The 15,244-nt window shown below is 46.1% G+C and carries 13 protein-coding genes; 5 read left to right on the forward strand and 8 right to left on the reverse strand.

Annotated elements, in window-relative coordinates; genetic code table 11:
* Positions 1 to 41: 41 nt before the first annotated feature.
* The 8 genes from npdG to Q4561_RS05850 form a co-directional block, all read right to left on the reverse strand.
* On the reverse strand, positions 42 to 722 hold the full coding sequence (gene npdG, locus Q4561_RS05815; RefSeq protein WP_303458284.1) for an NADPH-dependent F420 reductase: 681 nt from the start codon (positions 720 to 722) through the stop codon (positions 42 to 44).
* Positions 719 to 1,501 carry a coenzyme F420-0:L-glutamate ligase gene (cofE, locus tag Q4561_RS05820; protein WP_303458285.1) on the reverse strand — a complete coding sequence of 261 codons (783 nt, stop codon included), beginning with the start codon at positions 1,499 to 1,501 and terminating at the stop codon, positions 719 to 721. Before cofE ends, npdG begins: the two co-directional genes overlap by 4 nt.
* A 10-nt stretch (positions 1,502 to 1,511) precedes the next feature.
* Positions 1,512 to 2,123 carry a 2-phospho-L-lactate guanylyltransferase gene (gene cofC / locus Q4561_RS05825; protein ID WP_303458286.1) on the reverse strand — a complete coding sequence of 204 codons (612 nt, stop codon included), beginning with the start codon at positions 2,121 to 2,123 and terminating at the stop codon, positions 1,512 to 1,514.
* On the reverse strand, positions 2,116 to 3,072 hold the full coding sequence (gene cofD / locus Q4561_RS05830; protein ID WP_303458287.1) for a 2-phospho-L-lactate transferase: 957 nt from the start codon (positions 3,070 to 3,072) through the stop codon (positions 2,116 to 2,118). The genes cofC and cofD overlap by 8 nt, the downstream gene beginning before the upstream one ends.
* Positions 3,069 to 4,421, reverse strand: coding sequence for a 5-amino-6-(D-ribitylamino)uracil--L-tyrosine 4-hydroxyphenyl transferase CofH (cofH, locus tag Q4561_RS05835; RefSeq protein WP_303458288.1), 1,353 nt, complete (start codon positions 4,419 to 4,421; stop codon positions 3,069 to 3,071). Before cofH ends, cofD begins: the two co-directional genes overlap by 4 nt.
* Positions 4,414 to 5,571: a 7,8-didemethyl-8-hydroxy-5-deazariboflavin synthase CofG gene (cofG, locus tag Q4561_RS05840; RefSeq protein WP_303458290.1), complete on the reverse strand. Its 1,158-nt coding sequence runs from the start codon at positions 5,569 to 5,571 to the stop codon at positions 4,414 to 4,416. The genes cofH and cofG overlap by 8 nt, the downstream gene beginning before the upstream one ends.
* A 329-nt stretch (positions 5,572 to 5,900) precedes the next feature.
* On the reverse strand, positions 5,901 to 6,530 hold the full coding sequence (locus Q4561_RS05845) for a TetR family transcriptional regulator C-terminal domain-containing protein (protein WP_126872678.1): 630 nt from the start codon (positions 6,528 to 6,530) through the stop codon (positions 5,901 to 5,903).
* A gap of 117 nt (positions 6,531 to 6,647) precedes the next feature.
* Positions 6,648 to 7,577, reverse strand: a complete 930-nt coding sequence (locus Q4561_RS05850) for a LysR family transcriptional regulator (protein ID WP_303458293.1) — start codon at positions 7,575 to 7,577, stop codon at positions 6,648 to 6,650.
* Positions 7,578 to 7,679: 102 nt separating this feature from the next.
* On the opposite strand from Q4561_RS05850, the gene Q4561_RS05855 reads away from it, so the two are divergent.
* From Q4561_RS05855 to hydA, 5 genes are all read left to right on the forward strand, one after another.
* Positions 7,680 to 9,008: an aspartate aminotransferase family protein gene (locus tag Q4561_RS05855; protein WP_303458295.1), complete on the forward strand. Its 1,329-nt coding sequence runs from the start codon at positions 7,680 to 7,682 to the stop codon at positions 9,006 to 9,008.
* Between the two features lie 44 nt (positions 9,009 to 9,052).
* Entirely contained in the window at positions 9,053 to 10,552 is a 1,500-nt protein-coding gene (locus Q4561_RS05860) for a CoA-acylating methylmalonate-semialdehyde dehydrogenase (protein WP_303458297.1), read from the forward strand.
* A 407-nt stretch (positions 10,553 to 10,959) separates the two neighbouring features.
* Positions 10,960 to 12,234 carry a Zn-dependent hydrolase gene (locus Q4561_RS05865; protein ID WP_303458298.1) on the forward strand — a complete coding sequence of 425 codons (1,275 nt, stop codon included), beginning with the start codon at positions 10,960 to 10,962 and terminating at the stop codon, positions 12,232 to 12,234.
* Positions 12,231 to 13,706 (forward strand): NCS1 family nucleobase:cation symporter-1, encoded by a 1,476-nt coding sequence (locus tag Q4561_RS05870; RefSeq protein WP_303458301.1) that lies wholly within the window; start codon positions 12,231 to 12,233, stop codon positions 13,704 to 13,706. Before Q4561_RS05865 ends, Q4561_RS05870 begins: the two co-directional genes overlap by 4 nt.
* A 23-nt stretch (positions 13,707 to 13,729) precedes the next feature.
* Positions 13,730 to 15,196, forward strand: a complete 1,467-nt coding sequence (gene hydA / locus Q4561_RS05875; RefSeq protein WP_303458302.1) for a dihydropyrimidinase — start codon at positions 13,730 to 13,732, stop codon at positions 15,194 to 15,196.
* The last annotated feature ends 48 nt before the right edge of the window (positions 15,197 to 15,244 follow it).

The raw sequence follows: 15,244 nt of genomic DNA on the forward strand, positions 1-15,244 counted from the left end.
GCTAATTACTAGCGGCCTATGTTTTTTTTCACCTGGCTGTTTTAATGATCTGGCGGGCAAATACGAATACCTGCATGGCTAAATGGCACTGCTTTGGATATGTTTAAGCGAATTAAAATGGGGGTTATGGCTTCAATACAGCGGGCACTTTCAGCTAAGCCAGCGTTGTAACTTTGAACACCTAAGTTATCTAGCAATGCTATTACTTTGTTTTTGGCTTCAAGCTGATTTCCGCACACCAAAATGTCGCAGTTAATGCTTTGTTCCAGATTGTTAAGGGTGACAGCTGATACATTATGCAGCGCGCCTACTACGGCATAGTCATCGCCTAATAATGCTTGAGCAGATTCTGTGGCTGAACCTTCTGGTGGCATAGCAACCGCTTTGGGGTTGTTCTCGGCTAACGGCACCACAATGTCGATAACGATTTTGTCGCGAAGCAATGGGCGAATTGCATCTAAGGTCGCGTGATGCGCTGCCCAAGGTACTGAAATAATCACGAATTCATCCGCTGCCGATGTGGCTGCAATAGTATCTGTACCGCTGATGGTACCAGTGGTTGATGTACTTGCTGCTGCAATAGATTCTTGCAACGCTTTGGCTTTTTCTGCTGCCCGTTCACCGTCTCGCGAACCAATAACAACGTCTATTCCCGCCAGGGCGAAGCGTTTTGCTAACCCCGATCCTTGCGGGCCAGTGCCGCCTAAAATAGCAATCTTCATGCGAATAAATCCTCTTGGGTTGGTCTTAACAGGTCTGAGGCTTTACTGTCTGGGTTACTTACCCATTCAAGCCCTTTAAATAAAATAACGGGGCACTTACCTTGTTTACTCATCAGCAAGCCAGAGGCTGCGGCAAGTTCATCGGCAAGGGCTGGCGCTGTAACTTTTAGGGGGCGACCCCAAGCATCACATTCACCATAAAGTGGGTTCAATGCAGGCACATTAGCTACGCCGATGGCCACGTTGGTTTGGCCTAAACGCCATGGGCGGCCAAAGGTATCGCTTATCACCACACCAATACTGTGCTTTGGTGCGCCGTAATATTTGCATAAGTCTTCGGCAAGAATGCGTGCGCTGGTATCAGGGTCTTTAGGTAATAAAATCAGCTCGCCTGGGTTATGGGTATTCGATTCATCTACCGCAGCATTGGCACTTATGTGACCTAATCTGTGCTCGGTAATAATAATTCCTTCGTTGGCAGCAGGGTGCTTATGCACTTTTACCAAGCGGGTAGATTCAGACAAAATGACGGTAACTTTACGAGGGTCTTTATTTACCTTTTCTGCCACATCGATGGCTTCTTGAGTTGGGGTAATATCATCAACGTGACACACCGCGCCTTCGGCTTTAGACACAATTTTTTGTGCTATAACCAGTACATCGCCTTCACATAAAACCTGTCGCTGTGCGGTAAGCTTTTCAATTATCAAGCCCACAAGGCTGTCGCCTTCGCGAATGTCAGGTAAGCCTTCTATAGTATTGATGGTAAGTGCTCGCATTCGTACTACCTTAAGCAATTAAAGAATCGACAACGTCATTCACATGGCGAAGATCGTCTGGATGGTCGATGTCTTGACTCAAGTATTTAGGCTGAACGGTCACGCACTTTAAGCCTTTATCTATGGCCGCTTGATGATGTTCATAAGCCGATGATTTACCAAATGCAAAATTAATCGCGTTTGGTGGCGTGGTGCATAGCGCGTTAGTGCCGCCATCATAGGCACTGCCAATCACTACCGAGGTGTCGCCTGAAGCGAGAGCCGCAATAGATGTCAGCTCTTTTTCTTCTAACCGAGCAATATCAGCAGGTAAAACAAGCTGATGGCTAAAGCCTTTCGACATACTCCATTCGGTGGCTTGCGCTAACGCTGTGTTTAAGTTGCTGCCTTTGGCTTCAAATATCACTTTACAGCCTAAGCTGGTGGCTAAATCGGCGATATAAAGCGACGGTGTTACTACCAGTTTCTGCCATTGTGGAAATGAACCGTTTAACGACATAACGGTTTTCTTAAACAGCTTAATGGCCAAGGCCTTGCGCACGCTGGCAGGCAAATGTGGTGACAAACGCTGCTTGCTGAAAGCAGGGTCTTTCATTGGAATAACAACGCATAGTTTATGCACAAGGCACCTCCGGTTGATAAGCGGTGGCCGTTGAAATAACCTCTTCCATTAGGGCTACTTTGTCTTGATCTGATTTCATCAAGGTTGAAGTACAGTGGACGTGTAAGCCGAAGCTTTCGACAACGTCTGTGTCGCCTTCATCTTGATTATCAATGACCAACACATCGCAAAGGTCTTGGTAAAACTCAGCGATGCCTCTGTTACCGGGCGTATAACGCATTTGCTGTAGTAGTTTTTCAGCAGGGCCTTTTATGGCTTTGCCACCAATAAGTGGTGACACCGCTATTTTCGTGGCGTCACTTGCTACTATTGCATCGCGAAATTGGGGTATAGCTAACATGGGGGCAATGCTGAGTAATGGATTGCTGGGGGCAAAAACGATAATGTCAGCAGCACTAATTGCCGCTAACACTTCAGGCGTAGCAGAAGCAAGGTTTGCCCCTTCGTACGCAATATTGGTTACGCTAGCTTCGCAGCGTTGATGTACAAAATACGTCTGAAAATCTACCCAGCCGTTTTCAGTTTCAAGACGAGTTTGCAAGGTGTCGTCGGTAGCTGGCAGCAAAGGTACGGTAATACCTAATCGGGTGGTAATTTGACGGGTGATTGCCGTCATGCTCATACCTTCAGCCCGCTTAGCACTTCTAAAAATATGGGTAGCAATATCCATATCCCCCAAGTGCATCCAAGTGCTTGAGCCAAACTGTGCAAGCCGAGACAATATACGGCAACTGTCATTTTTAAGCCCCCAACCAGTAACTGGGTTCACTTCGTTCGCTAATGTGTAGGTAAGCGTATCTAGGTCGGGCGATACCCATAAATTGTGAAACTCGTCGTCATCCCCCACATTGCCAATAATGGTTAGGTTATCTTTGTAGGCAGATTGATAAAGTCCTTTAGCGGCTTTTGCACCGCCTACGCCGCCAGCTAACAACACAATGTTTTTCATGCGCTTACCTTCACGGGAATGTGTGATGCTGCGTTAAAAGGGCTAAAGGCTGTTTTGTCTTTTTGCGGGGCTGCTGGCCCGGCAGTTTCTGAGCCCACAAGCGCTGCTTGGTGAGCAGGCTTTTTGTCACGGCCGTAAGGGGTAATTACGTCGTACAAAGTATTACGTTGATGGGCGTTTAGCCCAGCGCGCTGAATAAAGTTCACCATATCCCGAGGTACAATTTCTTGGCCGTGGCTAGCCCCTGCTGCACGAGAAATACTCTCGTTCATTAGGGTGCCGCCTAAGTCGTTAGCGCCTGCACGAAGCACTTTCGACGCCATATCTGGGCCCATTTTTACCCATGAGGCTTGAATGTTGTCGATATAGCCTTGCAATACTAATCGCGCAATGGCGTGCATTTTGAAATGCTCATCGGCGGTAGGGCCGGTTCTTACTTCGCTAGGATTATTTTTATAAAGGGGACTGTCGTTATGTATAAAGCCTAACGGAACAAATTCAGTAAAGCCGCCAGTACGCGCTTGCATGTCACGCAATAAGATAAGGTGTGCGGCCCAATGAGATGGCCCATCTATGTGCCCATACATTATGGTAGACGTGGTAGGTAGTCCAACGTTATGCGCAGTTTCGATGATTTTAAGCCAGTTTTCGGTGCTAAGTTTGTTTTTAGTTAATTTACGCCTTACTTCAGTATCTAGAATTTCAGCAGCCGTACCAGGCATTGATGCCAAGCCGCGCTGTTTCAAGTCGGTTAATAAATCTGTGTAGCTTTTGCGGCCTTTCATTGCGCCATACCAAATTTCAAAAGGTGAATAGGCGTGAATATGAACATCGGGCACGGTAGATGAAACTGTATCGAGTAAGTCGCCATAAAAACTGGCGGGTAAGTCAGGATGCAAACCACCTTGTACACAAATTTCTGTGGCGCCGCGAGCGTGGGCTTCTTTGGCTCTTGCGGCTACTTGATGAGGCGCTAAAAACTCTGCATCGCCAGCGTTTTTGTTCACCCCAAAGTTACAAAACTGGCAGCCCATATGACATACGTTAGTAAAATTAATATTGCGAGTTATTACAAACGACCCATCATTGCCTGTACGCAATTCACGCACAATATCAGCGGTGTGCAACAAGGCATCAGTTTCCGGCCCTTGGCAGTAAAACAATGTTTCAGCTTCTTCGTGATTAAGCATTTTGCCTTCTAATGCCCGCTGTAAAATATGGGCAATAGCAGGGCGAAGTTGGCTTAGCTTAGTTTGAATAGGTGTATCGCTGTAAGGCAAGGTGAAGTCGCCTGCTGGTGTCAAGTCGCAAGGTGAAACCGAGGTGATATTTTGCAGTATGTTACCCATGAGCAACTCCTTGAAAAGTGGTGTTATCAATACATTGCTCTAAGGCGAGGCCGTCGTTGCGCCAAGCAGGCATAGCTTGATGCAACGCTTTGGTAACGTAACGTTCGCCAGCTTGTAGGTACTTCGGATATACGGTTAAACGCTCTTGCAATGCATAGCCTTGTTGCTCGCAAGCGCTTGCTAATTCTGTGATTTGCGGCCAGCTGCGCTCTGGGTTAATAAAGTCTTTCGTTAACGGTGAAATACCGCCCCAATCGTTAATGCCTGCAGCAATGTAATGAGGGTATTCTTGGGCTAAATTAGGCGGCGCTTGCAGTGAAATAGCGGGGTCTAAAATTAACCGTGCCATGGCTAACGTGCGGCGCATATCATCAAGGGTAGGCTCTGGCGCATTGGCCATGGCTGTACCTGCTTTTGCGCGAAAATTCTGAATAATCACTTCTTGAATATGGCCATATTCTTGGTACAGCGTGTTTATGGCCAATAAGCTATCCACACGTTCTTCCCACGTTTCACCAATGCCAATGAGAATGCCGGTGGTGAAGGGAATATCTAGCTTTCCAGCGTCTTCCAAAGTCTTTAAACGTATACCTGGCACTTTGTCTGGACAGGCATAATGGGGTTGGCCTTTTTTCATCAAACGGTCGCTGGTACATTCGAGCATCATGCCCATGCTGCCGCTGACGTTTTTCAACTGTTTCAGCTCGTTAAAGGTTAACGTTCCCGCATTCACGTGGGGGATCATCAAGCTTTTATCCAGCACCATTTCACACACTTCGGTTAGGTAATCCACCATGCTGGTATGGCCCAATGTTGCCAACCAATCTTTCGCGTAGCGATAACGTTTCTCGGGTTTTTCGCCCAAGCTGAACAAGGCTTCTTTACACCCTTGCGCTTGACCTTTCAGTACAGAAGCCAGCACCTGACTTGGGTTTAAGATATTGGCTTGGCCCGAGTCTGGGTGTTTTACAAATGTGCAATAACCACAGGTATCCCGACACATGTTAGTCAGCGGAATAAATATCTTTCGTGAGTACGTCAGGGTATTTGGCCAGTGCGTATCGCGAACGCCTGCAGCTTGTTCGCAAAGTGCATCTAGCTGTGCACCTGTAGCATGTTCAAGGGCAATGGCGTGTGGGCGCGATAGCATAATGGGCGTCTCCTGCAAGTAAGGTTAATGCACTAAATATTCAATTTAGGCTGTTGCTTTTTTAATCTTTACCATGGTTTTTACCAAATGGTAAAGAAAATATTTGCAGGTTTTTTTGGTGCGAAGTGTGTCTCAAAATAGAGCAAGTTGGGTGTGCTGGTAGGGTATTTAATAGGTTTTATTGATAGGGCTATTGTGATTAAAGTTGTTTTATTACAGTTATTTATGTTTATTGTTTGTCGGTGGAGGAATAGGGGAAGTAGAAAGTAAAAGGCGCGCTTTTACGATGAGGCGCGCCAAAAAAAGCAGGGTAAATTAATTTTTATGCACTAGTGTTGTGCATCTAGGGCACTTAAAACGAAATTGCATAAAAATTCAGTGGCCTCGTTAAAATCATCTTGTTCTAAAGACGGCTTGCCTAGCAGCAATTGAATTTGCGTAGAGAAGTCGGCATAGGTTTGCGTGGCTGCCCAGATGGTAAAAAACAGATGCTTAGGATCAACAGGGCGAATGTGGCCAGCGGCTATCCAACGCTCAATAATTTTTACGTCTCGTTCAAACGCAGGTTTCAAATTTTCTATCAAGTAAGTTTTCAGTACCGGTGCACCATTAATGATTTCATGGGCGAATACTTTCGATCCATTGGGATAATCACGAGATAACTCTATTTTCTGCTGAATATACTGACGAATGGTACTGGCTGGTGATGCCTCTGGGTCGTCGTTGAACTGCATTTTCTCAAGCCATAAATCAATCATGTTTTCGAGTACGGCTTGGTACAACTTATCTTTGCCTGGAAAGTAATACAAAATGAGCTGTTTAGATATACCGGCTTGTTGCGCCACTGCATCCATTGAAGAGCCAGCAAACCCTTTTTGTGCAAATACCTCTTCGGCGGCACGTAGAATTCCGGCCTCTGTTTTTGCACGATTGGCCTGCGTCTTTGTCGGTTTTGTCATTTTTATTTCCTGTTACCGCTTCCATGTGGCGTTGTATACATTTGCCACCTATTATTTTTTTCGTTTTCTTTACCGCTTACTAAGCTCGAATGTCACTTAGTCATTGGAGTTGCGATACTAATTAGCAATGGGTTCTTCCTTCCCATGTTCTTTGGCAAGGGCTTCTAAAAATAGCTCTACCAAACGGGTGGGCTTAGGTGACTTACGATAGATGGCTGCGAATTCACAATGATAGGCGAAATTTTTAGGTTCAATAGCCCGCATCTGGCCTTTTTTTACGAAAGATTCCGCATAATGATCAGGCAGGAAACCTAAATAACACCCCGAAGATATGAGTGTGGCAATACCTTCTTGATCGTTCGCTACCGCCATCTTATTGAGCCCGAGCGACATACTTTTATCCATATTTGGGCTGTGAAAGCTTAGACCGGCATATTTGGCTTCGCATATTTCTTCACGAGGTATGTCGCCAAGCTCAATGTAGAAAGGGTGTCTTCTTCCGCAGTAAAGATGCATTTGCTCACCAAACAAGGGTAAGTAATTTAGGCTTGATGAAGAGCGATGGGTGGGAATAATACCAATATGATAACGCCCATCTAAAATTCCCTGCTCGATAGTATTTACTGGTACCACATGAATTTCTACATTCACATTAGGTGCCTGTTGCTGATAGGTGTAAATGGCTTCATTCACTTTACATGCATCGTTCGACACGGTTTTGTCGAACATGGCTACCACCACATTGCCCTGCAAATGCCGGTGCATGTCGTTGACTTCGTTTCTAAAGTCTTGCAACGACAACAACAAACGCTGTGTAGATTCATAAATTCGCTTTCCTTCTTCGGTAAGCGAAAAGCCTCCGCGGCCTCGATGACAAAGCACCATACCTAATCGGGTTTCTAAATCTTTCAAATGTCGGCTAATGGTAGAACGCCCAATATTGAGTTCAAGCTCGGCAGCAGAAAGGCCGCCAGCCTGCGCCACCACTATGAATACTCTCAATAAGCGAATGTCTGTATCTGATAGGTTTCCAAGAATTGCGCGCATAGTTTCATATTTATGAAAGTAAGATTTGAATATTTATAATTTATCGAACTTATGAGGCTGGGTAAAGTAGACCAAGTGAACAAATACCATAGGAAAACAATTATGACCCAGTGGGCTTCCAAGCTATCACAACCGCAAATGGACGCGTTGTGGATGCCTTACACTGCAAATCGCCAGTTTAAAGCATCGCCTAAAATGATTACCGGTGCACAAGGCAATTACCTCATTGATGACAATGGTCGCAAAATTTTTGATGGATTATCTGGGTTATGGACATGCGGCGCAGGGCACAACCGCCCTGAAATTGCCGAAGCAGTCGCTAAACAGTTAACAACGCTAGATTATGCGCCCGCCTTTCAGTACGGCCACAATTTGGCGTTTGAACTAGCCGACAGGCTAGCCAACATGGCGCCCGCTGATATCAATAAAGTGTTTTTCACTAACTCAGGTTCTGAAGCCGCTGATACATCGACCAAAATTGCCCGCGCTTATTGGCGCCAGCAAGGTCAGCCTACCAAAACCCGTATTATTGGCCGAGCGAAAGGCTATCACGGTGCAAGCTGGGGTGGTATTAGCTTTGGCGGTATTGGCGCAAACCGCAAAATGTGGGGGCCAGCCATGGAGTCTGATCACCTTTCACACACATTGCTGCCGAATAATCAATTCTGCAAAGGCGCACCAAGCTATGGTGAAGAGCTTGCTGATGAGCTTATCGAAATGGTGGCATTGCATGATGCGTCGAACATTGCGGCGGTGATTGTTGAGCCGATGAGTGGTTCTGCAGGGGTTATTGTTCCGCCAAAAGCCTACTTACGCCGCTTACGTGAATTGTGTAACCAGCACGATATTTTGCTTATTTTCGATGAAGTGATTACCGGCTTTGGCCGCACAGGTAGCTTATTCGGCGCCGATGCGTTTGATGTAGTGCCCGATATGATTAACATAGCCAAGCAAATCACCAACGGCGCCGTTCCTATGGGCGCAGTACTGGCTCGCGAATTTATTTACGACACCGTAGTTAACGCAGGCGGTGCCGAGTACAACATTGAATTGCCACACGGTTACACCTATTCGGGCCACCCTGTTGCCTGCGCGGCCGCCATGGCTGCCCTTGATATTTTAGAACAAGAAAAACTCGTCAGCCGGGTTGCTGAACTTAGCCCTTACTTTGAAGAAGCGGTGCATAGCTTGAAGGGCATGCCATTCGTTAGCGATATTCGAAACTTCGGCTTTGCCGCAGGGTTTAGCATTGAAAGCTACCCAGGCGAACCGGCCAGGCGCCCTTATGAAATCGCTGACGCCATGTGGAAAAAAGGATTTTACGTACGCTACGGCGGCGACACTATTCAGTTAGGCCTTCCGTTTACCACTGAAAAAACGGAAATCGATACCTTAATTAACGCGATGCAAGACACCTTAATGGGCAAGTAGCCCTTTACCGTTTTGATCCACTTACGCAAAAAAGAGACACAGATATGACTTCATTGGTAGGACACTTTATTCACGGCGAACACGTAGCGCCGCAAGATGGAAATTTGATTGATATTCACAACCCTTCTACTGGCGCCGTATGCGGACAAGTAGAAATGGCGTCGTCGGCATTGGTACAAAAAGCGATAGATTCAGCAAAAACGGCATACCCAGCATGGCGCGCTACGCCGCCAGCAAAGCGTGCACAGGTTATGTTTCGCTTAAAAGTATTGCTAGAGCAACACAGCGACAAAATTTGTGAACTTATCAGTGAAGAGCACGGCAAAGTGCTACACGATGCGAAAGGTGAATTACAACGCGGTATTGAAAACGTTGAGTTTGCTTGTGGCATGCCTCAATTACTTAAAGGCGAACACAGCAAAGACGTGGGCCCGGGTATAGACGCATGGAGTGAATTCCAGCCGCTAGGTGTAGTGACAGGTATTACACCGTTTAACTTTCCGGCCATGGTGCCTTTATGGATGTGGCCCAGCGCTATCATGTGTGGCAACACCTTTGTGTTGAAACCATCTGAAAAAGACCCTTCCAGCGCGTTGTACATTGCAGCACTTGCGGCAGAAGCCGGTTTACCGCCGGGTGTGCTTAACGTAGTAAACGGCGACAAATCTGCCGTTGATCAATTGTTAGAAGACCCGACAATTCAAGCGGTTAGTTTTGTAGGTTCAACTCCTGTTGCCGAAGCTATTTATCAAAAAGCCAGTGCTAACGGAAAGCGCTGCCAAGCGTTAGGTGGCGCGAAGAATCACGCCATTGTCATGCCAGATGCTGATGTTGATAACGTAGTGAATGCACTCATGGGTGCTGCATTTGGCTCATGCGGCGAACGCTGTATGGCGTTATCGGTAGTGCTTGCAGTAGGTGATGAAATGGGCGATACCCTGCGTGACAGGTTATCAGCACAAATAGAAACCCTAAAAGTGGGTGCAGGTAACGACAACAGCAATGATATGGGGCCGTTAATCAGTGCTCAACATTTCGATACCGTGAGTGGATTCATCGACTCCGGTGTTAGCCAAGAAGCCGATTTAGTCAGCGATGGTAGAAAGCTAAGTGTAGAAGGTTTTGAAGAAGGCTATTTCTTAGGGGCTACTTTGTTCGACAAGGTAAAACCTCACATGGAAATTTACCAAAAAGAGATTTTTGGCCCTGTGCTTGTGATGCTACGTGTACCTGATATGCAAACCGCACTGGAATTGATCAACGAGCACGAATACGGAAATGGCACCTGTATTTTCACCCGTGATGGTGAAGCAGCACGCTTCTTTATCGATCAGGTTCAGGTAGGGATGGTAGGTGTGAACGTACCGTTGCCTGTGCCTGTGTCTTACCACAGCTTTGGTGGATGGAAGCGCTCATTGTTTGGTGACTTACATGCTTACGGGCCAGATTCTGTTCGTTTCTACACACGCAGAAAAGCCATTACACAACGCTGGCCTTCAACGAACTTGCGTGAAGGCAGTCAATTTTCTTTCCCAAGTAACTAGTATCTAAACCAACAAAGTTCGCTGAGACAGCGAACTTTGTTGGTCATTAAAACCGGTGCAACGGTTTCTACAACTGCCGCTGGCATAGCCGCTGGCATAAATGTTGAAAGTCCAAAATATAAGAATTTACCATTCGGTCAATTTTTATCGTGTTACCGGCATTAATTAAGCGCCTAAAAATAGAACAGCGCATTAGACAAAAGAATAATCACGCCCTTTGCTTTAGGCGTCTCAGCAATAGTAGCGATACATAATAAATAGTGAACAATCAGCATAAAATCAGAGAAAAATTATATTTACCGTTTGGTAAATAAAGTTATCAAGATTGCACTCTTATAGTACGTTCGTTGAGCTAACTTGGGGCAAAGTGTTAATAGGAATAACCTTCCACCTGCGAGGACAAAACAATGGATAAGCTTAGAATTAATAGTCAAAGATTATGGGACAGCCTGATGGAAATGGGCGAAATTGGCGGCACTGAAAAGGGCGGATGTAATCGCTTAGCCGGCACAGATCTAGACAAGCAAGCTCGAGACTTGTTTTGCGCATGGTGTGAAGCCACTGGATGTGAAATCAGCATAGATAAATTCGGTAATATTTTCGCTAAACGTCCAGGTATTAATAACGAACTACCTTCAGTGGCGACCGGAAGCCACTTAGATACTCAGCCTACAGGCGGAAAGTTCGACGGCGTATTCGGTGTATTATCCGGCGTTGAAGTACTTCGCACTCTGCATGAAAACAACATTACTACTCCAACGCCTATTGAAGTTAGCGTGTGGACCAACGAAGAAGGTTCACGCTTTCAGCCTGCCATGCAAGGTTCTGGCGTATACGTAGGTCGCTTTGATTTACAAGAAGAACTGGATAAAACCGATGTGAACGGTTTACGTTTAGGTGATGAGCTAGCTCGCATAGGTTACTTGGGTGAAGAAGAGTTAGGAAGCCGCAACATAGGGGCATTTTTTGAAGCCCATATTGAGCAAGGCCCAATATTAGAAGACGAAGAAAAGCGCATTGGTGTAGTACGTTTAGGCCAAGGTATTCGCTGGTACAACGTAGAAATACAAGGCCAAGAATCTCATTCTGGCACCACGCCAATGCATTTACGCAAAGACGCCATGGTAGCCACAGGTAAAATTGTGGCGGAAATCGAATCGCTAGCTAACCGTTATGCCAACGGCCTTGGCACTGTAGGTTTCATGCAGGTTTATCCTAATTCACGGAATACTATTCCAGGAAACGTGAAGTTTAGCGCCGATTTACGTAACCCTAACCCCGAAGTGTTGGCCACCATGCATGAAGAGTTCGTGGCTTACTGCGACTCGGTAGCCAAAGAACGTAATTTGGAAATCACCGTGGATAACTTCTGGTATTTTGCACCAGTAGAATTTAATGCCTCGGACGATGTAAAAGCCGCGACTGAAAACTTGGGTTATTCACACATGGATATCTACGCAGGCGCAGGTCACGATGCCTGTTACATGGCCGACCTGGTGCCAGCGGGCATGATTTTCACTCCATGTGAAAATGGCATTAGCCACAACGAGATTGAATACTCTAGCCCAGAGCAATGTGCAGATGGCGCAAACGTGTTGCTTCATACCATGCTAACCGCCAGCAAACGTATTGCTGAAGCTGCCGGTGCTTCAATTACTGAAGATGAAGGGGCAAGCGTATGAGTTCAGAAATCAGCGAGGTCACACTTAGTAAAGCGGTGACCGAGAGCGATTATTTCAATGAAGATCTCGCGCCGACTAAAATGTCGGAGCGTACTTGGGGTACGGGCAATATCGCCGCACTTTGGGTAGGTATGGCAGTTTGCGTACCTACCTATACCCTAGGTGGTGTATTAACCACCTACTTTGGTTTGTCTGTAATGGAAGCCTTGTTCACTATTTTGCTAGCGAACATCGTGGTACTTATTCCGTTAACCTTGAATGCATTCCCTGGGACCAAGTTCGGTATCCCTTTTCCGGTAGTACTGCGCTCGTCGTTTGGCATTGTGGGCTCTAACATTCCCTGCTTAATTCGGGGCTTTGTGGCCTGCGGCTGGTTTGGTATTCAAACCATGTTTGGCGGCCTTGCCATACACTTGTTTTTATCTTCTATTTCAGAAGGCTGGGCACAGCTTGGCGGCCTAGGCGAGGTAATAGGCTTTTTTGCTTTTGGTGCATTAAATGTCTTTATCGTAATTAAGGGGTCAGAGTCGATTAAATGGTTAGAAACCCTAGCAGCACCTTTGCTATTAATAGTAGGTGCTGGGCTTATTTGGTGGGCAAGCGATAAAGTATCGGTAACCGAGGTGTTGGCTACCCCAGGCACAAGGCCTGAAGATGCAGGCTTCTTTAGTTACTTCTTTGCAGGGCTTACCGCCATGGTAGGTTTTTGGGCAACGTTATCGCTGAATATTCCTGATTTCAGTCGTTACGCGAAAAGCCAAAAAGCTCAAGTAACAGGGCAAATTATTGGCTTGCCACTTACCATGTTTATGTTTGCCGCCCTAGGGGTGTTGCTAACTTCAGCCTCTACCACGTTAGTAGGCGAAACAGTTTCAGATCCTGTTACCTTAATTGGTCATATCGATAGCCCATTTTTTGTGGCTATAGCCATGTTACTTATCATTGTAGCGACCTTATCTACGAACACCGCCGCAAACGTAGTATCGCCCACCAACGACTTTCAAAATATTGCCCCTAAGTATATTAACCACACCCGTGGTGTATTACTGACTGGCCTAGTTGGCGTATTGCTAATGAGCTGGGAGCTATTGAAAAAAGCCGGGCTTATTGAATCTGATGTAAGTGTAGATAGCTTGTACTCAAACTGGCTACTTGGCTATTCAAGCTTATTAGGCCCTATTGCGGGCATTATGATTGTTGATTACTTCCTAATTAGAAAACAAGAACTAGATGTAGCGGCGCTTTACACCAGCAGTGCTGCCTACCCGAAAGTGAATTGGGCCGGTTTTGTTGCCTTTTTAATTCCAGTAGGTATTACCTTGCTAGCCATAACCGCAGATGTACTAACGTGGTTCTATAGCTATGGCTGGTTTACCGGTTCTATTTCGGGCGCCATCATTTATTACTTTGCTGCAGGCAAGCTAGTTAACACCGTGAACACGAACGTTGGTGAACTAGCAAAAGCTTCATAAATTAAAGCGAAAAGGACACAAAAATGGCCATATTATTACGCGGTGGGACCGTAGTTACCCACGAAATGACCTACAAAGCCGATGTACTTTGCGAAGACGGCAAAATTACTAAAATTGGCGAAGACCTTGCAGTCAACGATGTTTCTGTAGAAGGCACAGATGTAGAAATTGTTGATGTATCTGAAAAGCTAATTATGCCAGGTGGTATCGACCCGCATACCCATATGCAATTGCCATTTATGGGTACAGTAGCTGCCGATGACTTTGCCTCTGGCACAGCCGCTGCCCTTGCTGGTGGCACCACAACTATTATCGATTTCGTTATTCCAAGTCCCGGTCAGCCTTTGATGGAAGCCTATCAACAGTGGCGAGATTGGTCTGAAAAATCCATGTCTAACTATACCTTCCATGTGGCCATAACGTGGTGGGATGACAGTGTTCACAAAGACATGGAAACACTAGCCACAGAATACGGTATTAATAGTTTTAAACACTTTATGGCGTACAAAAACGCCATTATGGCCACCGATGATATTTTAGTATCAAGCTTTACCCGTTGTATGGAACTTGGCGCTATCGCGACGGTTCATGCTGAAAATGGCGAGTTGGTGTATCACTTACAACAACAGCTAATGGATAAAGGGATTACTGGGCCAGAAGCCCATCCACTATCTCGCCCCCCCATGGTTGAAGGTGAAGCGGCTTACCGTGCTATTAGTATTGCTGAAACCCTAGGCGCACCTTTGTATTTAGTGCATTGCTCGGTAGAAGAGTCGGTTGATGCGATTCGTTATGCACAGCAGCGCGGGCACCATGTTTATGGTGAAGTATTAGCTGGGCATTTAACGGTAGATGATAGTGTTTATCAAGATGTAAGTTGGGAGCGCGCAGCAGCCCACGTAATGAGCCCGCCATTTCGTCCTAAGAAGCATCAAGACGTACTATGGAAAGCCTTGCAAGCAGGCACGTTGCAAACTACCGCTACCGATCACTGCGCCTTTTGCAACGAACAAAAAGCCATGGGTAAAGACAACTTCACCCAAATTCCAAACGGCACTGCTGGGGTAGAAGAGCGCTTGGCAGTACTGTGGGAAAAAGGCGTGAACGGCGGCAAGATTACCCCTAATGAGTTTGTGGCGGTAACGTCTACTAATGCGGCTAAAATCTTCAATATGTATCCTGCTAAAGGCGCGGTACGGGAAGGCTCTGACGCCGATTTAGTAATATGGGATCCGAAAGGCACAAAAGTGATTTCTTCCGAAACCCATATGTCGAATATCGAAACCAATATCTTTGAAGGGATGGAAATTACAGGTGTACCTGTGATGACTATTTGTAACGGTAATATCGCGTGGCAAAACGGTGAGTTATTAGCGAAAGCAGGTGACGGTAAATACGTTATGCGCCCAACTTACGCACCGTTTTATCAGTCGCTTCAACGGCGCAAAGCCTTAGCTGAACCTAAAGCGGTAGACCGCACTTCAGCGTAAAACGCAGCGTATAGCGTACAATAGAAAAGAAAAAGGCCAGTCAATTTA

The sequence above is a fragment of the Alteromonas sp. 1_MG-2023 genome, assembly GCF_030547075.1.
Classification (GTDB): Bacteria; Pseudomonadota; Gammaproteobacteria; order Enterobacterales; family Alteromonadaceae; genus Alteromonas.

Bases quoted from the DNA above. Each gene is read 5' to 3' on its own strand.
- npdG (WP_303458284.1), bottom strand. From the start codon at position 722: ATGAAGATTGCTATTTTAGGCGGCACTGGCCCGCAAGGATCGGGGTTA.
- cofE (WP_303458285.1), bottom strand. From the start codon at position 1,501: ATGCGAGCACTTACCATCAATACTATAGAAGGCTTACCTGACATTCGC.
- cofD (WP_303458287.1), bottom strand. From the start codon at position 3,072: ATGAAAAACATTGTGTTGTTAGCTGGCGGCGTAGGCGGTGCAAAAGCC.
- cofH (WP_303458288.1), bottom strand. From the start codon at position 4,421: ATGGGTAACATACTGCAAAATATCACCTCGGTTTCACCTTGCGACTTG.
- cofG (WP_303458290.1), bottom strand. From the start codon at position 5,571: ATGCTATCGCGCCCACACGCCATTGCCCTTGAACATGCTACAGGTGCA.
- Q4561_RS05845 (WP_126872678.1), bottom strand. From the start codon at position 6,530: ATGACAAAACCGACAAAGACGCAGGCCAATCGTGCAAAAACAGAGGCC.
- Q4561_RS05850 (WP_303458293.1), bottom strand. From the start codon at position 7,577: ATGCGCGCAATTCTTGGAAACCTATCAGATACAGACATTCGCTTATTG.
- Q4561_RS05855 (WP_303458295.1), top strand. From the start codon at position 7,680: ATGACCCAGTGGGCTTCCAAGCTATCACAACCGCAAATGGACGCGTTG.
- Q4561_RS05860 (WP_303458297.1), top strand. From the start codon at position 9,053: ATGACTTCATTGGTAGGACACTTTATTCACGGCGAACACGTAGCGCCG.
- Q4561_RS05865 (WP_303458298.1), top strand. From the start codon at position 10,960: ATGGATAAGCTTAGAATTAATAGTCAAAGATTATGGGACAGCCTGATG.
- Q4561_RS05870 (WP_303458301.1), top strand. From the start codon at position 12,231: ATGAGTTCAGAAATCAGCGAGGTCACACTTAGTAAAGCGGTGACCGAG.
- hydA (WP_303458302.1), top strand. From the start codon at position 13,730: ATGGCCATATTATTACGCGGTGGGACCGTAGTTACCCACGAAATGACC.